The 20,872-nt window shown below is 51.7% G+C and carries 16 protein-coding genes; 7 read left to right on the top strand and 9 right to left on the bottom strand.

Annotation, left to right across the window (positions count from 1 at the left end):
- The first annotated feature begins 459 nt into the window (after window positions 1–459).
- Window positions 460–786: a hypothetical protein gene (locus IPI86_RS03585; RefSeq protein ID WP_345296616.1), complete on the top strand. Its 327-nt coding sequence runs from the start codon at window positions 460–462 to the stop codon at window positions 784–786.
- A 103-nt stretch (window positions 787–889) separates the two neighbouring features.
- On the top strand, window positions 890–1,162 hold the full coding sequence (locus IPI86_RS03590; protein WP_345296617.1) for a type II toxin-antitoxin system VapC family toxin: 273 nt from the start codon (window positions 890–892) through the stop codon (window positions 1,160–1,162).
- Here the strand turns inward: IPI86_RS03590 and IPI86_RS03595 are convergent.
- Together IPI86_RS03595 and IPI86_RS03600 are read right to left on the bottom strand one after the other, a co-directional pair.
- Complete coding sequence (locus IPI86_RS03595; RefSeq protein WP_345296618.1) at window positions 1,135–1,527, bottom strand: type II toxin-antitoxin system VapC family toxin; 393 nt, start codon at window positions 1,525–1,527, stop codon at window positions 1,135–1,137. The genes IPI86_RS03590 and IPI86_RS03595 overlap by 28 nt on opposite strands.
- Window positions 1,524–1,736, bottom strand: coding sequence for a hypothetical protein (locus IPI86_RS03600; RefSeq protein ID WP_345296619.1), 213 nt, complete (start codon window positions 1,734–1,736; stop codon window positions 1,524–1,526). The genes IPI86_RS03595 and IPI86_RS03600 overlap by 4 nt, the downstream gene beginning before the upstream one ends.
- 155 nt (window positions 1,737–1,891) lie before the next feature.
- Here IPI86_RS03600 and IPI86_RS03605 point away from each other — a divergent pair, with 155 nt between their 5' ends.
- The 4 genes from IPI86_RS03605 (at window position 1,892) to IPI86_RS03620 (ending at window position 5,553) form a co-directional block, all read left to right on the top strand.
- Window positions 1,892–2,191, top strand: coding sequence for a type II toxin-antitoxin system prevent-host-death family antitoxin (locus IPI86_RS03605; protein ID WP_345296620.1), 300 nt, complete (start codon window positions 1,892–1,894; stop codon window positions 2,189–2,191).
- Complete coding sequence (locus tag IPI86_RS03610; RefSeq protein WP_345296621.1) at window positions 2,163–2,594, top strand: type II toxin-antitoxin system VapC family toxin; 432 nt, start codon at window positions 2,163–2,165, stop codon at window positions 2,592–2,594. The genes IPI86_RS03605 and IPI86_RS03610 overlap by 29 nt, the downstream gene beginning before the upstream one ends.
- A gap of 203 nt (window positions 2,595–2,797) precedes the next feature.
- Window positions 2,798–4,438 (top strand): toll/interleukin-1 receptor domain-containing protein, encoded by a 1,641-nt coding sequence (locus IPI86_RS03615; protein WP_345296622.1) that lies wholly within the window; start codon window positions 2,798–2,800, stop codon window positions 4,436–4,438.
- A gap of 305 nt (window positions 4,439–4,743) precedes the next feature.
- Window positions 4,744–5,553 carry an MBL fold metallo-hydrolase gene (locus IPI86_RS03620; RefSeq protein ID WP_345296623.1) on the top strand — a complete coding sequence of 270 codons (810 nt, stop codon included), beginning with the start codon at window positions 4,744–4,746 and terminating at the stop codon, window positions 5,551–5,553.
- A 60-nt stretch (window positions 5,554–5,613) separates the two neighbouring features.
- Here the strand turns inward: IPI86_RS03620 and IPI86_RS03625 are convergent, their stop codons facing one another.
- Window positions 5,614–6,135: an OsmC family protein gene (locus IPI86_RS03625; protein WP_345296624.1), complete on the bottom strand. Its 522-nt coding sequence runs from the start codon at window positions 6,133–6,135 to the stop codon at window positions 5,614–5,616.
- Window positions 6,136–6,370: 235 nt separating this feature from the next.
- Here IPI86_RS03625 and IPI86_RS03630 point away from each other — a divergent pair, with 235 nt between their 5' ends.
- Complete coding sequence (locus IPI86_RS03630) at window positions 6,371–8,089, top strand: DEAD/DEAH box helicase (RefSeq protein ID WP_345296625.1); 1,719 nt, start codon at window positions 6,371–6,373, stop codon at window positions 8,087–8,089.
- 51 nt (window positions 8,090–8,140) lie between these two features.
- Here the strand turns inward: IPI86_RS03630 and IPI86_RS03635 are convergent, their stop codons facing one another.
- The 6 genes from IPI86_RS03635 to IPI86_RS03660 form a co-directional block, all read right to left on the bottom strand.
- Window positions 8,141–10,648: a DUF2298 domain-containing protein gene (locus tag IPI86_RS03635; protein WP_345296626.1), complete on the bottom strand. Its 2,508-nt coding sequence runs from the start codon at window positions 10,646–10,648 to the stop codon at window positions 8,141–8,143.
- A gap of 31 nt (window positions 10,649–10,679) precedes the next feature.
- Window positions 10,680–11,297, bottom strand: coding sequence for an N-acetyltransferase (locus IPI86_RS03640; RefSeq protein ID WP_345296627.1), 618 nt, complete (start codon window positions 11,295–11,297; stop codon window positions 10,680–10,682).
- Window positions 11,294–11,650, bottom strand: coding sequence for a DUF952 domain-containing protein (locus IPI86_RS03645; RefSeq protein WP_345296628.1), 357 nt, complete (start codon window positions 11,648–11,650; stop codon window positions 11,294–11,296). Before IPI86_RS03645 ends, IPI86_RS03640 begins: the two co-directional genes overlap by 4 nt.
- Complete coding sequence (locus IPI86_RS03650; RefSeq protein ID WP_345296629.1) at window positions 11,647–16,551, bottom strand: DUF2298 domain-containing protein; 4,905 nt, start codon at window positions 16,549–16,551, stop codon at window positions 11,647–11,649. The genes IPI86_RS03645 and IPI86_RS03650 overlap by 4 nt, the downstream gene beginning before the upstream one ends.
- A gap of 30 nt (window positions 16,552–16,581) precedes the next feature.
- Complete coding sequence (locus tag IPI86_RS03655) at window positions 16,582–18,144, bottom strand: glycosyltransferase family 39 protein (RefSeq protein ID WP_345296630.1); 1,563 nt, start codon at window positions 18,142–18,144, stop codon at window positions 16,582–16,584.
- Between the two features lie 510 nt (window positions 18,145–18,654).
- Window positions 18,655–20,850 (bottom strand): glycosyltransferase family 39 protein, encoded by a 2,196-nt coding sequence (locus IPI86_RS03660; RefSeq protein ID WP_345296631.1) that lies wholly within the window; start codon window positions 20,848–20,850, stop codon window positions 18,655–18,657.
- Window positions 20,851–20,872: the final 22 nt, after the last annotated feature.

Below are 20,872 nucleotides of genomic sequence, written 5' to 3' on the forward strand. Positions count from 1 at the left end.
CTGCGGATGCTCCTGGCAAATGCTGTTGAGTGGGGCGGCATGGATTGGCGATTTTGAAGTGTGATCGTAATGTAGGGCAATGAGCGAACACTGGGATGGATGTCCCAGGTTTTTGGTTTGAGAGTGGGCCCTTCCCCCGCCCTTCCCTGAAGGGAAGGGAGCTGGTCCGCTTGGAGAATAAGTTTCGTATCCAAGACTAAGTTTCGGTTGGTGGCGGCTTGGCTTCTCCCCTTTAGGGGAGACGGGAGAGGGGTTTGGTTGCAAGCCGATAACACCTAATGCATGGTATGGCAGAACGAGAAAACACTGGGATGAATGTCCCAGTGTTTTTTGATTTGAGGGCGAATTGACAAAAGGTCAGTCTGAGAGTATATTTTCAAAGGATTAATCAATTAATCAATTGAAAGGTAATCTCAAAGACAATCAGCGCCACAAGCCCGAATCAACTTTGGCGATGTGATGAAACAAGCCAAGATCGCCCCGTCATTGTGGAACGTGGCGGCAAAGCGGAAGTCGTTGTCCTTTCAAGAAGGCTTACGACCAATTAGTCGCGGCAAAACTCACGCTGATGTGCAAAAACGGATTGAAGCCCTGCATAAAAAAAATCGCGCTGAGTGGCGGGAAGTCCCCGATGGATATTGCGAAATAATTCGCCATGGGAGAAGAGACCCGAGAGCAAATCAACAACAGTCTGCGTTGATGCGAGTGTCATTCTCAGGTATGTTTTGCAGCCTGAAAATGCATCCATTCAAAAATTGTGGCAAAAATGGATGGAAGAAGAAGTAAATCTGGCAGCGCCGTCACTGCTTTTTTACGAAGTGACCAACGCGTTATATCAGCAACAGAGGAATAACATCTTTCAGCTGAAATGATCTGGGAGACGCTGGAATTGTCACTTGAATTGCCGATCACATTGGTTAATGAAGCGAATTTGCACATGAAAGCACGTGAAATTGCGCGATGCAACCCTGCCACCTATGATGCCCATTACCTTGCCTTGGCAGAGTGGATGGAGATCGATCTGTGGACGGCAGATATGAGGTTGGTCAATTCGTTGAAGCCCTTCAAGGTGAAATGGGTCAAAGGGGATAGAGTAACGAGAGAACACTGGGATGGATGTCCCAGTGTTTTTATTTACAAGACTGTTTTTACATGCGGGTAATTGAGAATTCTCTCATCCGAAGTGACCAATTTACATTTCATCACTCTCGCTGTGGCGACAATGATCTGGTCAGCGGGGTCTTTGTGGAATTCCCCAGGCAGGCGGGTGGATTCGGTTGCGATTTCAGGAGTCAACTCAACGATTTGAACCCCAGGGTAACTCAGCGCCTGTTTGAACCATTTCTCCAACGGGATGGGTAATTCAAGTCTCTGGTTTTCAACCAGTTTGGCAATTTCCCAAAGAGAGATTGCGCTGATACCGATTTCCCCATCTTCATTGGCTTCGATGATTTCCAATTGGCTGTCTGTCAGTTTTTCGTCACCATGTACCCACCAAACCCAAATATGGGTGTCCAACACGATCATTTGGCAGATTCCCAGTCACTGACCGCTACGCTTTTGAACGGGTCACGATACACGATCATTTTTCCGCGCAAGGGATATTTGGAGCGGGTCGCTTTCTTGCCGCGACGAATAAACACTTCCACAGTTTCGCCTGTGCGAAAGGGAAGTCCGTTAATGGAGAGTTTTCCGCCTTTGCTGATTAAAGTCTTGGTACGAAATGTTTGGTGCATGACAACCTCTGTCCACTATTTTACACTGTTTCAGAATAACGAGAGAACACTGGGATGAACGTCCCAGTGTTTTTGATTTGCGGGGAATTTGACAAAAATTCTGCCTAGGGGTATATTTTCGATTGATTAATCGATTAATCAATCAAGAGGTAACCATGCTCAAGACAATCAGCGCCACAAAAGCCCGAATCAACTTTGGCGATGTGATGAAACAAGCCAAGATCGCCCCCGTCATTGTCGAACGCGGCGGTAAAGCAGAGGTCGTTGTCCTTTCCAAGAAGGCATACGACCAATTAGTTGCGGCAAAAACTCACGCCAATGTGCAAAAGCGAATTGAAGCCCTGCATCAAAAAATCCGCGCTGAATTGGCTGGGAAGTCCACGATGGATATTGCTGAAATAATTCGCCAAGGGAGAGAAGAACGCGATGAACAAATCAACAACAGTCTGCGTTGATGCCAGTGTCATTCTCAGGTACGTTTTGCAGCCTGAAAATACATCCATTCAAAAGTTATGGAAAAAATGGATGGCGGAAGAAGTAAATCTGGTGGCGCCGTCCTTATTGTTTTATGAAGTGACGAATGCGCTGTACCAACAGCAGAGAAATAACATCCTTTCGGCTGAAACGATCTGGGAGACATTGGAGTTGTCACTTGAACTGCCGATCACTTTGGTCAACGAAGCAAATTTGCATGTGAAAGCGCGTGAAATCGCCATGCGGTATAACCTCCCTGCCACGTATGATGCCCACTACCTTGCTCTGGCAGAATGGATGGAAATCGATTTATGGACGGCGGATTTACGGCTGGTTAATTCGTTGAAACCATTCAAGGTGAAATGGGTCAAAGGGATTGAGTAACGAGAGAACACTGGGATGAATGTCCCAGTGTTTTTGAATTGCGGTGGAATGTCCGCACGGTTATAGAAGAATGGGGAAATTGAATTGGATGGCATAACAGCCTGTATGTCATAAACCAAAATGGCGGATGCCTGCAAACCCGTCGGTTTCGATCTCAAATAGAACTTATAATGCATCAATCTTAAATTTGTTTGGAGACCTCAATGCCGCCTAATATTTTTATGAGTTACTCGCGACGCGAAACCGGCTTTGTAGACGACCTGACCTACAGGCTGGAAAAGGCAGGCTTTAACGTCTGGCTCGATTACCGCCGTTTGATTCCCGGCACGCCGTGGGCAGGGCAGATCGACAAAGGGTTGAAGGAATCAGACGTCGTTTTACTGGTTGTCTCCAAAGAATCCATCAACTCGAAATATGTGGATAAGGAATGGCGGCATGTTCTGGACTTTGAACACAAGCGCGTCATCATGGTCATATTTGAAGCGGTAAAACTTCCGCCCGAATTAAAAAAATACGAATGGGTCGATTTTCGCGGCAGTTATGAAGCGGGACTCAAGGAACTGATCAGTCAACTGAATTCCCCGATCAAAGAAGCGGCTCCTGCTCCCGAAACAGGTTTCAAAGCCCCGCTGGCAGTCTGGCTGACAACAGCCCTGGCATTGTATGTAGGTCTGTTTTCGCTATTAACCTTTTGGACCATCCTTCTGCCCTGGGTTCTGGTGCCGCTTGCATGGCGGGTGATTAAACGAGACTATAACTACCAACAAACGCAAACCGCCTTGTGGGCGCTTCCACTTGGGCTGGTATTTACCACAATCCTTTTCGGGTACGAATCCAGAGAAACGTTAATAGACTTTGTGGTAGTGTCCTCAACGATCATATTATTTCCAATCTTGATCTCGCTGGGGTTGCTATTACGCTCCGCAGCCTTGCAGCGCTGGGGCAAGCCCGAAGCGAACAGGGTCCTGTTCGCCAATCAATACAACCCGACCGATCTCAACCCAACTCCTGTTTCATTTTTCATAGACCACGCCCCGCAGGATAAATTGTTCGCAAGAGACATCGCAAAAGAATTGACCCGTCACGGGCACATCCCCGCGAAGGATATGCAGTCTGCAGAGGCGGTCTTTGTGCTGGTGTCCCGCTTCAAAACAGACACCGAAGCGGATACTGAACAAAAGGTCGTTTTCCCCGTTTTGGTACAGACCGCGCAGCCATCAGAGAAACTCTCCCATGTGCAATGGATCGATTACCGCAGGGGGCTGCGCAAACTTGATATCCTGGCAAAGCTATTGTCTGACCCTGCAAAGTTGCTTGCGGCTCTTGGCGTACGCCCCACAAGCGGAGCACAAACCGTTACTCCGGCCAACATTGCCAGCATAACCGGTCTCTTGAGCGTGGTCATTGCAATGGAATTTGGAGGAATACTGGGATATCCAATTGAATTGATTCGCGGCGGCATCCTTGAAAAGATATTTAATGACATATCCATTATCGAGCTATTCAATATTGCGCTTATCCTTTTGGGGCATACGATCTATATAGCTGTTGCCACAACGTTGATCTACTTTATGATCAAGGCCCTTCGGGAGCGGCGCGGTTTTTTTGCCTCGATCCCGGCTTTTCTCATTGGCCAAATTCCGCTATTTATCCTATTGGCGTTCCAGGCGTCGATCATCGATTTTATGAATGATGCGATTCTGAAAAAATATGGCATTGTGCTGGTAACAGTTTTTCCCGATATACCGGTAATTGTGCACATGTTCGGCGGTATTTTGGTCCTTGTGTTTGCCCTCTTCCGCCTCAATGACATCCGCCGTTGGTTTCCCGCGCGGGCGAAATAAAATAGGATAAGGCTTTACCAATTGCCGCCGAGATTATTCGTCAAGGAAGGAAAGAGCGTAACAAAGATTTGTCGAATATTTTGTTGAATTTTAGGCTTTTGTGTAACGAGAGAACACTGGGACATTCATCCCATTGTTTTTTTGATTCAACGTACTGATGAAAAATTCCAACCCGAACGATGCAGCCAAAATATCCTGAAAACATTCTTACCCCGTAACATTCAAGACTGTTATAAAAATCCATTTCTCTTTTATAATCCACATATTGATCGTTTTTACCGTTATATTTTACCGAGGAGAGAAATATGGAAAACTTTATCTGTATGACTTGCGGCATTCAGTATGGGGAAACAGGCGCACCCCCTGAACATTGTCTCATTTGCGAGGACGAGCGGCAATACATCGGGATCAAAGGACAGCGCTGGACCACACTTTCCGAAATGAAAAAGAGCTACAAAAATCGCATCGAAGAAATTGACGCGAACATCACAGGTATCGGCACCACCCCTGGCTTTGCCATTGGTCAGCGCGCCTTGCTCATCCAAACCCCAAAGGGAAACGTATTATGGGATTGCATTAGTCTGATCGACGATGCCACCGTGGAAGCTGTCCGTTTGTTGGGCGGCATCAGCGCCATTGCAGTTTCGCATCCACACACGGTTGGCTCCCTCGTTGAGTGGAGTCACGCCTTTGATAATGCGCCCATTTACTGGCACGCAGACAATCGCGATTGGGTCATGCGCCCCGACCCTGCCTATGTATTTTGGGAAGGAGATACTCATCCGCTTCTCGACGGGCTGACACTTGTCCGCTGCGGTGGGCATTTCCCTGGCTCCGACGTGTTGCACTGGGCGCAAGGCGCAGATGGCCGCGGCGCGTTGTTGACAGGTGATACCATGCAAGTCGCGCAGGATAGGCGCTATGTCAGCTTCATGTATAGCTATCCCAACATGATCCCCTTGAATGCTCGTGCCATCCAGCATATTGTTGATATGGTTGAGCCTTTCGCCTATGACCGAATCTATGGCGGCTGGTGGGATCTGATCGTACAAAACGACGCAAAGTCTACAGTGAAGCGCTCGGCTGAAAGATATATCAAAGCTATTAGCGCCTAATCAATGTATCATAGATAAAAAATAAAATTCCCCTCTCCATCGAGAGGGGAATTGCTTTGTCTATTCCTCCGCCACTTCAAAATCGTTCGTGATCTCCAGCGCATCCTTAAGCGTTGCATACACCGAGCAATATTTTTCCTCGCTGATCTGAATCGCCTTGCGCACTTTCTCAGGGTCGATACCTTTGCCCGTCACTTGGAAGTGCAGGTGTATCTTGCGAAAACGCCACGGTGGATCGTCATCTTGAACGCTTTCCGCGGTCACTTTCAACTGACGCAAATCCTGTTTTTGTTTATTCAGAATCTCTACTACGTCGTGCGAGGCACATCCGATCAAGGCCATGGACAACAAATCTGATGCACTGACTCCCTTTGGCTTTTTCATTACGATCTGATAATTATCTTTATCCTGAAGAATGAACTGCTGGTCAGGATCCCAGTTGAGGTAAACCTGTTTGGTAGCCATATCCGCAGTATAGCAGGGTTTAACAAACATGGATGGGATTAAACAGGATGGCGGGGATACACTGGCATATTTGCGGCGGCCATGTCCCCAGATTCTGAAAATCTGTGATAAACTCACGTCCGCTCTCAACGGAGAGCGAATTTTCTGGGAAATTGTTTTGATCACTCTGAAAGACAAGCCCGATGAAACTTGGTCGGGCTTTTTTGTTGGGCGGGTCCGCTTGAAAAAGCGGCCTGGATTGGCATGAACGTGGTTAGTCGGAGTTATCGAAACATCCCTTAGAGTCGACGGTCAATCGTCGTTGGTTAAACGACAAATGGACCATTCGACTACTCAACTAAAGGATTGATAGATGACAACCGACTTTTCTTCTTTAAACCTCCGTGACGAGATCACGCAGGCCATCACTGAGCTTGGCTATTCCGAGCCCACACCCATTCAAGCGGGCATGATTCCCCTCATGCTCACCGGCGTTGACGTAATCGGTCAGGCCCAAACCGGCACAGGCAAAACAGCCGCCTTCGCCCTCCCCATTCTCCACAATTTTGAACGACAAAAAAATCCTCAAGCCCTGGTGCTTGCGCCCACGCGTGAACTCGCGCTTCAAGTAGCCGATTCCATGATCGAATACGGCAAGCATCTCAACGTGCGGGTGCTCGCCGTCTATGGCGGTCAGCCTTACAGTCCGCAGATCAACAGCCTCAAACGCGGCGTGGATATTGTCGTCGGCACACCCGGCCGTTTAAATGATCTGCTTGAGCGTGGAGTTCTCGTTTTAAACGAGATCAAGACCGTCGTCCTGGATGAAGCGGACGAAATGCTCAACATGGGATTCATCGAAGAGGTCGAAAAGATTCTTGCGACGACTCCCCCCGAACGTCAGACCTGCCTCTTTAGCGCCACCATGCCCGCGCGGATTCGCACCCTCGCAAATCGCTTCATGCGGGACCCTCAATCTGTTACGGTTAAAAGAAGCACTCTCACCACCCCGCACATTGAACAACGCTATTACCTTGTCCACGACAGCGACAAGATCAACGCCCTTACACGTCTCTTCGAGATCGAACCCATTCACAGCGCCTTGATCTTTGCCCGCACCCGCGCAGAGACGGGGCAGCTCGCCAATGAATTGGTCATTCGCGGCATCCCCGCTGAAGCCATTCACGGTGACCTCGACCAGAATGCCCGCGAACGTGTGCTTGGACGTTTCCGCGCCAATCAACTCAAAGTGTTGGTCGCCACCGATGTCGCCGCACGCGGTTTGGACATCGACGATATTTCCCACGTTTTCAATTTCCACCTGCCCGATGATGCCGAAGTGTATGTCCACCGCATTGGCCGCACAGGCCGCGCAGGCAAGGAAGGCATTGCCATCAGCTTGATCTCTCCGCGCGAGAAGCGCCGCATGCGTGAGGTCGAAGCACTCACCAAGCAGCCCGTTGCAAAAATGGAATTACCGACAGCCTCCGAGATCGTGCGTCACCGCGAAGCGCAGGTGGTCGAAAACTTGAAGATCTGGCTGGGCCGCGGACGTTACAAACGCGAGCTCGAAATGGTGCAGGAATTAATTGACGGTGGTCATGATGTGATGAACATCGCCGCCGCCGCGATCAAGATCGCCCGCGCCGATGAAAAGCAGCGCCCCATCGCCGAAGTCTCCGATGTGAAAGCTGATTTCACCCGCAAACCCGAACGTGAATTTGGCCGCCGTGACTCAAAAGGCGGCAAGCGCGGTGAAACATCATCCACCGGCAAACGTGAATTCGGTGCAGGGACCTCAAAGGGTAATAAACGCGAATTTGGCGACAAGAAGCCCCGCCGCGACTCACACGAAGAAGGCATGGTGCGCTTGAAGATCAACAAAGGCAAGGCGCACAACATCCGTCCCAATGACATTGTGGGACAGATCGCCTTCCACGCCAACATCCCCGGTTACACCATCGGCAAGATCCGCATCGAGGAAAAAGTCTCCTTTGTGGATATCCCAGCCGATGCCGTCGATCAGGTGCTCAAGCACAGCGGCAATTACAAAATTGGAAAAGAAAAATTCGCCGTTGTAAAATCCGAATAATAGTAAAAAATAAAAGTCCCCGAGTTGTCGGGGACTTTTTCGTATTCGTTATTACTCCTGCACCGGCACTTCGTAAATGACCGTGCTGCCCTGTTGGAAGATGGGCTTGAGGTGAGCGATGAACTTCTCCTCGTTCACATTCATCGAAGCCCGCTCCAGCACGCCAACATAAACATAGCGGATGTCGTACTGCTCGATGATCAACGCGGCTTCCTCCCAACGCACCGTGGTATAGAGACGGTTAATGTCGTCGCGGCGCGTCCCCTGCGGAGCGTAACTGCCGCGCCACTGGTCTTCGTGACCGGGCCAGCCGAGCACGGTCTGCATGCCCGTTTGGGCAGAGATCCGCGCAAAGGCGCTGTATCCATCCCCGATTGCCTCGGCGATGACCCCGTCCGGTGCGGTGCGCAAAAAGTTGATCGCAGCCGCCTCTTCCGGGTTTTCGCGAATAATGCGGTCGAAGTCATCCAGCGAGAAGCCATAAGGCGGATTGAAACTATTTGTCTTGGTGATCAAGCCAAACACGGGATACAGCAGCCCCGTAAAGATCACCACGCCGATCACGACACGGAACGCTACATTCGCCAAACCGCGCAGGTTTTGCAGCAACTGTGAGACCGCGAAAGCTGCAACCAAGCTCCACAACATCCACGCCTGATAATAGAATTTAAAAACGGTGTTGATACGGTATCCAAATTTATCGCGCAGATAAACAAAATCAGGGACGATGATGAGAATGGCCCCAAGAATGAGGATGAGCAAAACAAACTGAATTTCCGATTTTCGATTTACGACTTTCAGCGGCTCAGATATTTCAGTTTCAAGCTGGCTTTGCTCTTCCCGCGCGAACAAAAAGGCAAGCGACGGGATGAAAACCGCAAGCATGGTGATGAGACCACCAATGTAGCTCAAACGGCGCAAAAGGGTCGCGCTGAAAAATTGACCAGCCGTCATGCCTTGCGAAGCGAGAAATCCATCAACGAAGTCTTTTTCGAGGATCGATCCCGCCACCCCCAACAGCCACGAAAAGATAAGAAGAAAAAGAACAAATCCCAGGCCCAGCGAGAATCCGAGTTTCCAATTGGAAGGGAGTTTTTCTCCGCGCCACAGATAAATGATGTACGCCAGAATGGGAATGAGCAGTGTCCCCCACATCACCCACAAGTGGATTCCGCGCGTGGGATACATGAAGTTGGGCAGAACGCCGCCCGCCTGCGATGAAAAGCCGACATAAAATGGCAGGTACATCAGAATGGCAAGGATGCCAAGCGGAAGCCCGAACAGGAGCGCATCTTCAAGGCGCTCCCAACGCCAGCCATCTTCGTTCGCGCGCCAGAGAACATAGGAGGCCACGATCAATGCAGCGGCGATAAGGATATCCCAGGTGTTGAGAAATGCCAGCCCGCCGAGAAGCAGAGCCATGAATAAAAAGCCTGATGCGCTGATCCGCAAGCGCGCGCCCAGAGGCAATTTGACTTCGCCACGCCAGCCGCCCAAAAAGAGATTCAACGCCGCCGCAATTGCCAGCAAGCCAAAGGGAATCGCCAGTACATGCGGATGCAGATCGCCGAGCAGGAAGGAGAAGAACGGGAATTCGTCGATCACCTCCAGCGGACGATTCAGCATGTCGTAATCCTGCAGAACACGCGAGGAACGCCACCACCATAGGTAACGGTCAAGCGGCGGCCCGTGGAATGGTAGGATGGGAGTTTGGGAAAGTTCCTTCATATCCATCCACTTCCAAAAACTGCTGGTGTATTCCCCGTTGATGAAGTCCTTTTTCCAGAACAGGCCGCCCTGATGCATGATCTCCAGCAATGCACCGAAATTGGAAATGAGGAGCAGGAAAAGCGGAGCGAGAAGGGCAAGAAAACCATAAACGGAAGACGAGGGACGGAGGGTCTCAGCATTTGAATCGCTGTCTTCGGTCTTCGGTTCCTGCTCCTTCGAAAGCAGGTTATACAATATGCCGTACGAACCAACCGCCCCGAGCGCAAAGACCAGCGAAGTCATCAGGTTGTGGGCCATGCTGCCGTAAATTCCCGAAACCCGCGCGAGCATGGCTGTCATCACATAACCGAAGTAATAATATGAAATGGCGTAATCAGAGAGCCACGGGTCTTGCGGAGGAAAAACAGGCGAACGCAAAATGGCATTGATGAACGCCAGTTCCATCGGTCTTTCGGTGCCGGTCAGCTCGGGGTTGGCAGAGCGGACAAAGGCGAGGAAGGCGAAAGCAATGAAGAACAATATTTCAGTGGTAATGATGAGGGAACGATGTGTTCTGAAAAAGTTTACGATCTCGGATTTTCGATTTACGAATGCCCATGCACTTAATCCGCCCAGCAATACGAGGGCAAGCAGGATCCCGCCCATGTCATTTTGCGCAACACCAAGGGAAGCCAGCAGCCAAAAGACATAGCCCCAGATCAACAGCCCAGCGGCACGCGAAAGGGTATAGCCGCGATCTTTGAGCGCGGGGAAAAGAAAATGAACCAGCGGAAAGGTCAGCCAGCCAAGAAGAGTGAGGATGAAATACCAGGTGATAAAAGCGGTCATTGGTTAATGTATCCAGTATTCAGCGAGTGTTTTAATTAAGCTGTTTGACCATGCGGTAATAGGCAAGGTGCTCGTTCGGGGAATGCGCGGTTTCGACGACTTGATAGCCTGTGCGTTGGTAAAGGTGGAACGCATTTTTGTTATGCAATCCCACCAGGAGTGAACATTTGTGTAAATGATTCGCAAGGCTGGCCTGTTCTGCGTATTCGAGTAGGGCTCTGCCAAAACCATGTCCTTGTGATTCGGGCAGGATGCCCAGATTACTGACGTAGTATTCGTCTTTTTCCGCTTCGGGACCGCCAGGCAGGGTGACGCTGCGCCATATAAATTTTAGCGTATGTTTGATCCCCATGACCGGAAAGAAATGAGGGAGCGCATCAAGGTTGAATTGCGATAACTTTGCGCCAGGGCAGGAAAATAACATGCCCACAGGTTGTACATCCGACTCTGCAACTACGGCGACATCAAAGCCAAATCGACCAGCGTTGCGCGCGAACAATTTCGCAAGTATGGATTCAATGGCTCGCGCATCGCCATCGAAAAGATAATCGGCGAGCCCGCCCATCGACATGTACATGACCTTCGCGGCAAGCGCAGCATCATCAGCATGCGCGGGGCGGATGTGAATTCGGGAGACTGGTGCAATCATGCCTGGGGGAAGATAAATTTTCCAGTGGCAGGATCAGGCCCAAAGTCCAGCACAGAGACGACTGCCGTTAGGTTGATCGGGCCAAAGATGTGCGGAAATGAATCGAATTCGGAAATGCCCGGGGCGGGAGGTCCAGCAGGCGGCTCCCACTTAAGTTTGGGCTCGAGTTTTGCTTCTTCGATATTCAACAACACGAGGTCATTGCGTCCGCGATAAAAAGCATTCGCCACATGGGCGACCTGTTTTTCGGTGGAGCAGTGAATAAAGCCTTCGGTTTGCAAAGTGGGCGTGATGTATTCGCCGCGCGTTTGCGCTTCGTTCCATTCAGTGCGGGATGTAATGTGCAGGATCATTGGATCACCTCATAGATCACGGTACTGCCGTCGCGATAGACTTCATTCCAGAGTACGCCGTTCCACATATCGAATTTGATCAACCCATTGGGCACGCCCGGATCGAGCGGCGCGTATTTCGCCTGTTCCAGTTGACCGACAATGATGTAACGCGCATCGTATCTTTCAAGGAATTTCTGTGCTTCATTCTGGTCGAGTGTGGCATAGAATGCATCCACTTCGATGCCGCGCTGGATGATCTGATTCGAGAAAAGCACACGCTGCTGTTGTTGATGCCATTGCCAGCCGACCACACCAGGCAGACCTGTGTAGATGGTGAAGCGCGAATGCCATTCGTATTGCCTGCCTGCGGGGGCGGCTTCCACGATCACAGGTGAACCTTGAACATGATCCTGCATCCAGCGGATGGCGCGATAATCCTCGCTCAAGTTAAGGTTTTGACCGTGGTCAAAGTAACTGGCGTATTGCATGTAGTTCAATCCATCAAGCGAACGCGGTGTTTCAATGGCCGCGCGGTCGGTGATCTTATCGGAGGTGGCGGTGAATGTGAACAGGGTTGCGCCAAAAACAAGGATCGAAAGGATCACCTGCATTGTGTTGCGCCATTTTGCAGACCATCGCGATATGTCGTTCAACATCCAGCCCAGAGCCGCCGCGGCGCTGACCGAGAACAGGATCCACGACTGCATGTAAAACTTGAAGACCGTATTCATGCGTCCGATATCGCCGCGCACGGTTCGCAATTCCACAACGATGGTGATTGCGAGCGCCGTGCCGATCAGGAACAACACGAGTCGTTTTTCATCGGCCAGGTTCGGGCGCAGAAGTAAAATCCCTGCCCAGGCCGCCAATGGCAGCGCCAGCCAGCCGATCCAAATGCCTTTGTAGGCGAAATAAACCAAAACGACAAAGATGCCTGCCAGCGCAAGCTCAATCAAAATGGCAAACGGACGCAGTTTCGATAGCGATGTGAGCGGCGTGTTCGCCATCCACTCGCGCGTCTCCCAAGCGATCCATGCAAAGATGATAAAGAGGAACAAGCCCCAGTGTGTGAGATACGAAGAAACGGGCGTGTACGAAGCGGTCCACGGGTCGAGTGTGCCATAAGATTGGCTGTACGCGCCGCGATAGGGTTGATAGAACGCGAAGGATAATCCAGTAAATGCGACGATGCTTAGAACCATCAGGCCCAATCGCCGCGCCGTATCGGGCAGGTCACCCAGCCAATGCATCATGGTGACGTCCGCGCGGAACAGGATGACAAATCCGATCGCGGCGATCGCCAGCAGCAGGTAGGTGTAAAAATCCGAAAGGTTGGTGGGATACACCGCACCCAGCACCATCGCACCCAGCAGGAACGAAACAACCCATTCCTCACGCTTCAATTTCGCGCGTGATTTGACGAACGAAAGCGCCCACGCGATCACGAACAAGGCCAGAGGAATCACCAGCATGTGCGCGTGCAGGTCGCTATATAAGAAGGTGAAAAGCGGGAACTCGGTGATCTCATTGCCCGGCCCCGGCGGGATCACGCGGCTCGGATTCCAATACCATTCCCCGCGCCCGATCGGGAGCGCCGCCGCGCCAAAAGACATCATGAATCCCTGGAAGGCCCAAATCCATCTCTGAACAAAGGTTGCGTCGGTAATGATGCCGCCCGGCGCAGCCATACGTTGAAGCGCCTGAAAGATCATCTGTATTGTGCCGAGATTGCCAAGCAAAACAGACAGAACCGCAGCAGAAAGACCCGCAGCCAGCCGACCATTGACCGCAGACGGTTGATCGTGGTCTTCGGTTTGTCGTCCGTCGTCTAACAAATTCCAGCCGATGGCAAACGCACCCACAGCCACCAGCGCAAACCATGTGGGCAAAATAAAGTTATAGGCAATGGAAGGCACAATACCAAGCAACTTCACCGGCGTGCCTGCCAGCACAAAACCGTAATAGTAGTAATTGATATAGCCGCCCGCAAACCACGGGTCATAAGGCGGGAAACTCGTCCCTTTCAGGATCGCGTTGAAATATGAAAAATCCATCGGCCGCTCGCCGCCCTTGGATGGATGCCAAAGGTCCGAGTTGCCAAAGCGGATGAGCAGATCGATCAGGAAGAAGACAGCGAAGATGATCTCCACCAAAGTAAAGAACTTGCGATTGGAATCCCACTCGTTCTTGAACTGTTCTTTGCGCATCCACCACAACCCGACGCCTGCCACAGCGATAACCAGCATCGCCGCCCCGATGGAGACTCGCGTATACGGCACGCCCAGCGAGCCGCCCATCCACGAAATCCACGCCAGCAGAGACAAGCCCGCAATGCGCCCCAGCGGATACGCATATTGACGGAAGCCCGGCAAAGCCAGCCGCACGATGGGGTAGGCAAAGAGTCCCAGCAGGAAGATGAACGCGTACCAAAGCAAAAGCCCAATGATGGGATATTTGTTCTGGAGCCAGTCATAATTGAATAACTGCGACCATGTGCCGCCCGCGCGCTGCGCCGCATATTGCTCTTCAGAAAGCATCAGGCTCTTGTAGCCATCGGCGCCCTTCGGTGTGAGGTGGACAACATTCGTCAGATCCACCGTGTTAAGCATCGCGGATAATTTATCCGCATTGAAATCGGCAGTCTTTTTGAAGATCAACACCTTCGGGTGATCGTAAAACGTGAATGCTTCCTCTGCCGCCTGGTCGTTGATGACAATCGGTCCAAACTGCGGATACGTTTCAAAGACCGCCGCCAATTCGAAACCCAAATTTCCTTCGTATTGGCCGGGCTGAGCCGTGCGATAGCATTCGATGATGTCTTTGCCATCCGGGCATCCAAGCAGTTCGCGGTAATAATACGTCGTCAGCGGATATCGTTCCGGCAGGCGGGTGATCTGCGCGTACTGATGATTGGTGGGAATGACGATGTAATCAGCCATGCTAAGCATGCTCACATAGCGGGTCACTTTATCGGCATTGTCGTCCCAATACACTTCGAGGGTCAGGTCGCCGCGATAGATGCCGCCAAAGGCATCATAAGCATCGATGCGGAAGGGCAGTCCCCAGTCATAGCCTGTTTCGTTGGCAATGGATGCGCCGCTTAAGGTGAGTAAATGCCCCAGCGTTTCGATCTTCAAAAGATACGCCTGACCTTTGACCAGCGGAACGGTGTTATCCAGCTCAAACTCGACCGCAGGTCCGCGCGGATCATTTGTCGCTGTGTAATCCACTTTCTCGGAGGCCCGCGCCAGCACAACGTCCGGCGCAGATGCGGAAGCCAGAGTCAGAACGATCGCCGAGGGCGATTCAAGATCCAGCGCATGACCGATGACAATATCCGAAACTTCCCCATCGCGATTGGAGGTGAAGGTGATCGCGAACGGAGCACCCGCCTGAATGCCCATTTCCATGGGGACAGGCAAAGGCTGGCTGTAAATGGTATTATCCGCCATCTTGATCTTCACGTTGACCGGTCCCTCCGCATTTTGGAAGAGCCAGCGTGAAGCCGCCATGCGCGGTTCATCGCGGGTGTAAATGCTTTGGAAGGCGAATGCCCAGATCGTGGTCGTTACCAGCACGACCACACCGATCGTGGCAACGAAAATTTCGAAGAGTTTGGATCGTTCCTTTTCCTCGCGCAGTTTCACCATTTCAAAGATCGCCCATGCGGCCATCATGCACAACAGCGGATAGACCGGCAGTTGATAACGCATGGTCGCATTGAATTGAAGCGATTGCCAGAGGAAGTAAAACGCGGTCCAGCCCCACAGCAGAAGATGTTTCCATTCACCCTGCAGGATGCGCCAGCCCATCAACAGGAAACCGACCCACGCAAGAATGCCAAGAGGAAGACCAAGTCCCCACACAGTGAGATTGGTGAAGGAATACAAATGTGTACGACGCGCCCATTGTAAATTCCAGGGCAGATCGGCATCGCCATTGGCCTGCACGCGTTGTTCGGCGATGTTTGCGACCCACTGCGGATTCAATCCCAATCCACTGAAGGCGTACGGTTGAAAAATACGGAAGGAAATGATCGTGGCAAGTCCGCCTGCGATAAGGAAGACCATTACCAGTGACCAGTAATCCGCCTTCATTTCCTTATCTTTATCATACATAAAATAACGGACAATGAATGCGCCCGGCAGCAGGATCGCCAGCGCCGCCGCATTGATCTTGGAAGCCATCGCCATGCCAAGCGCAAAGCCAAACCCAATGCTGAGCAGGAAAAGCGGAGAACGGATCAGGCGCAGTAAATAATTTGGAAATCTGGCATCGGGTGTCGGCGATTGCAGAGTATCCGATTCCCCATCCCCGATTCCCAATTCCCGTTTCTCCACGATCCCCATCGCGAACATGATCGCCAGGAACATGAACAGGTTCACGAACAGATCAGTGGTGAAAAAATGCGACTGCTGGATCTGCATCACGGCAAATGTGGAAAACGTCGCCGCAAACAGGCCGACGCGCCGTCCGTACAGATTCGAAACGATCAAATACAAAATAAAAATGGTGAACAGGTCAGCCAGCGCGGAGAATTGCCGCGCAAAGAATTTCGATTTGCCTATGTCGTCGTTGCCGGTCATCTCCATCGCAATGCGTGTGACCGTCATCGGGAGATTGCCGTAGACAAAGAAGGCATGTCCACGGTTGTATGGGCTGAGCGTGGATGTGGCGGTGCTGAAATATTCGCCAATGGTCATCCAGCGCTGGTCTTCGGGCTTGCACAGATCCACCGGCGTAATTTCATCGGCACAAGTGTGCGCCCGCAGGTTATCGAGCACACCCACCAGGAACAGTTCGTCCGGATGCTGGTGATAGCCTTCGCCCCACTCCACCCCGGTCAAACGCAAAAATCCCGCGATCAGCAGGACACAAACAAAAAGAACATCATATAGCCATGCGCGTTTTTCAGTCATAAAACCTCACGTCGTTGCATGCCAACGGCGTTATTCCTCCACAAAGAAAATCATGTAATCCTTGCCGGTAGTGGCAGAAGTATATCTGCTTAATGTGCCATTCGGGTAGAGTTGCTTAAGAGCATTCTTAGTGTCCAGATCCTGCAAATTGAAGATGAACATCTTCGGCGCGGGCAGGGTCAGCGTACTTGCAAACTGGTCTGGCCACAGGGCAAAATCACGGTTCGGAATACCCATCCACAGGGCGGGCAGGCGGGTATCGACCCACTGCTCATAGGGCACGATCCAGGCCGTATCCATACGCCCGTACACATCGCCAAAAAACCTGATCGACCTGCCCATCTCCGAAGAATTCCACGCGCCGATGCGGAAATAGCGGTCAAATTGACGCAGGACAAGGTCGTAATTCTGAAAGGACGCGGCCGCCAGCAGAATCCCAACCAAAATATAGGGGATGAAACCCCGCCTCTTTTCTGGACCCTGACCTGATTCAGCGCCACGGACAGTTCCCACGACCAGGCCTTCCACCGCCATCGCGCTGACGAGGATCGCCGCCACCGCAGCGCCGCCCGCGCGATTCAGCGCAGGGTTCTCCTCCGGGTAAGCCAGCGAAAGCACCGAAGGCATCAACAACAGTGGAATCAAAACCAGCAGGAACAGATCACGCCAATCGCGTTGACGAAGATACCGCAAAATCAACAACACCAGACCGATCACAAAAAATGCGCCCGTCACCACGTCCAATGCGGGGCGGTGCGGCAGGGAATTCACCCAGATGTTCCCATCATCCACGTTGAACATGAGCAGGGCATTCAGCAAATTCGAAAAGAAGACGCCCGCCAGCGAGCCAAAAGTTCCCGCTGAGTCGAGCCGCGAAAATGCACGCAGGCCGAACACTTCTGGATATTCCATCCAATAACGCAAAAGCGGCAGAAAGACCATCAACGCAGTGACGGCAACGATCGTCAGCCATTGAAGCGCCTGCGCACGAATCGCCTTCGAATTGTTGTGCAAAACAAAAATCGTGAATGCAGTCAACACCACGAACGGCATAATGCGAAACGGAGTGTAGCCGTGCAGGCCGAGTCCGAGCAAAAGGCCGCAGAGTAGAAAATCATTCCTCGAAGCAGTGCGCAGGCCGCGGGTCAGAAAAAGAAGCGTGCCTGCGGCGAAGAGCGGATACAAGGGGAATCTCAATCCGATGCGGGCAATCACATTCATCCAGTAGGAAATCCCGAAAAGGAACATGGCAAAAAAACCGACAACGGGATTTCCAAACTCTTTGCCCAGCAAATAAACGAACGGAAGTGTAAAAACGCCGATCAATGCCGTGCCGAGCTTTAAACTCAAAAATGAAATGCCGGTGCCGAATAATGTCGCAACGAGGAAGGTCCAATACATTTGCAGGCCTTCGCGCCCGGTGTTGCGAATAAAAAAAATGGACGTGTTGCCGTTCGAAATGTCGTACACGTCGAGCAGTTTCTCGGCGTGGTCGCTGAACGGCTCGGCCAGCACTTCGTTCAAACGATAAAAACGGAAGAAGGCGGCGAAGGCAAAAACGGCAAGCAGCAGCGCGAGCCACTCCCAATCCATTTTCTGTAGTGACGACTTCAGTCGTCCCGAATTGGTGACGATTGTCCCACAACCCAAAAACAAAAAGGGCCAACCCCGCCAGCCAAAGCGAGAGATTCAACACCGTGAATTGATTGCCGCGAAAAAAATAAAACGCCGCGCCAAGCAGCAGTAGGGAGAGAAAAAATAAAATCTGTTTTGAACCACGGAACCACGAAGCCACGGAGAAAAAGCTTTTAAACCTCAGTGTTTCCGTGTCTCCGTGGTAAATATCTTCCGCCATCCGCGCAAGCGCCCACTCACCACGCAAGAACGACCACACGACAAAACAAATCGCGGCGATGTAAAGCGCAATGCTGATCCATCCGCGCGCGGGCGGTTCGAGCATGAGTTGCGCGGTCAATGCCAACACAAGCGCGGCCAAAGGCCGCCAGGGAAAGCCGCGCAATTTCAACGCTTCTAAAAGGGATGATTCGTTTTGCATTATTTTAAAGACAGACTCCAACATCCGTAGATATTGGAGTCCGCAGGTTATTGCGAGGCAGGGATTTGATACACGTAGAAATCGTGCGCGGGGACAGCGGAATGAAATTGAGACAGAGTACCCTGTGGATACAAGCGTTTCAATTCAGACATCGTCACCGCGTCATCCAGCGTGAACATGAAAAGCTTATCACCTGAAAGTTCCACAGTGGCGGGGATATTATCCGGCGCGATGGCGATATCCCTGCCGGGCGCGCCCGCCCAAAACGGTGCCAGACGCGTATCCACCCAGAACGGGAACGGCACGATCCAGACCTGGTCAACAGACCCACCCCTATCCATAAAGCCTTTCATCACCGCGCCCATTTCAGATGAATTCCACGCGGAGGCGCGGTACTGATCGTAGTAGGTGTGAAAGACAAGGTTGTAATTTTGAGCAAAGGAAAAGAGGAACAGCAGAATGAAAATGCTCCCCGCCAAAAGCGGACGCTGACCCATTGCGCGGCGATTTTCGCTCATGATGGATTCCCCGTTCGCTTTTTCCCGAAGGTGGATACTGTTCAATAAAGTATCCAACCCGATGGCAACCAGCAAAAAGACCGGCACGATCGCGGCTCCCGTCCGATTCAAAGATGGATTTTCCTCGGGGAAGGCCAGCGAAAGAATGGAAGGCATCTGGAAAAATGGGACCGCCAGCAAAAGCATGAGGTCCATCCAACTGCGCGAGCGGACGTAACGGATCAACATCAAAGTAACACCCAGCAGGAAGAGCGCACCGGAAACAATGTCCAACGCGGGGCGGCCGGGGATGGAATGCACCCAGATATCGCCGTTGTACCAGTTGAATTCCTTTGCGGCATTCCATAAATTCAAGGGGATCAATTGCCAAAGCGGAGCGGGCAGTGGACGTTCCACCGTGCTCAATCTTGAAAAGGCGCGATACACGAACATATCCGGAAACTCGATCATATAACGCGCCAGCGGAATAAAGAAGATAAACGAGGTGAAAGCTAGCAACCCCAGCCAGATCATGGACTGCTTGCGGGCCTGCCAATCACGGGCATGCAGCAGGTACACGCCAAACAAAGCCACCACCACAAAAGGCATGATGCGGAATGGAGTGTACCCATTCAAGCCGATGCCCAGCGCGATGCCCGCCAGAATAAAATCATTTCGGTTTTCGCGGCGCAATCCACGGATGATGTAATACAAGGTCGGCGCGGCAAATAACGGGTAGAAAGAGATGCGCAACCCAAAGCGTTCGATCACGCTCGGCCAGTATCCGATTCCCGCAAACAACACAGCCAGCAGGCCGATGCGTGTACTGCCAAATTCCTTTCCAAGCAGATAAATGTAGGGCAGGGTCAGCAGGCCGCCGATCACCGCCACAACCTTCAAGGTCAGGAAGGAGGTGCCAGTGAACAACTCCGCGAACAAAGCGCAGAGATAAATGTAAAGCGGCTCGCGCCCGGTGTTGCGCGGAAAGTAAATGGAGAACTGTCCCTGCGTGATGTCGTACACGTCCATCAATTTTTCGGCGTGGTCGCTGGTCATCTCCGGCGGGACGTCGTACAAACGATAGGTGCGGAAAAATACGATCACGGCGATCATCGCGAACACCAGCAAGGCACTGCGCGTAATGCGGATATTCCACTCGGTGCTGGTGAAGAAGGATTTTAAATCGAAACGGGGCAGGGATGTGCTGCGCGGTTCACTGAGCCAGAAGGCACGCAGAAAAAACACAATGGAAAGAATCCACAGGGTGATGTTCAACGAGGTGAATTTATTGCCGCCCATCATCACAAAGGTCGCCGCACTAAACAGGATCGCCAGGATGAACGGTCCGCGTCGAATGGAAGAATCCTCATGCCCGGGTTCGATCTGAGATACCGGGGTCATCGTCCATTCACCGCGCAGGTAAGCCCAGATCGCCATGCCAAACGCGGCAATGTAAAGCGCGATGCCGAGGTTGGCCATGCTGGTGCGGGGCGGCTCGAACGTCTGCTGGCCTGCCAGCGCAAGGAACAACACGAGCAATGTCCGCCACGGGAAGGATTTCGGAGCAGGCGGCTCCTGCACAATTTCAGTATCAGTTTCCGGGGAGAGTTGGATCGTCACATCCTCAGCGGGTTTCGCCCACTGTGTTGTATCCTCCCGTTTGAAAAGCGCCTGAAGAAAAGATTGAAATGAATTCCAATCTTTAAAAATGGATTTCACATAATCAAGGACAGTGGGTTCACTCATGGACATTCACCGAATTTTTTGT

It is taken from the genome of Candidatus Villigracilis affinis (genome assembly GCF_016705895.1).
In the GTDB taxonomy this organism is placed as follows: domain Bacteria; phylum Chloroflexota; class Anaerolineae; order Anaerolineales; family Villigracilaceae; genus Villigracilis; species Villigracilis affinis.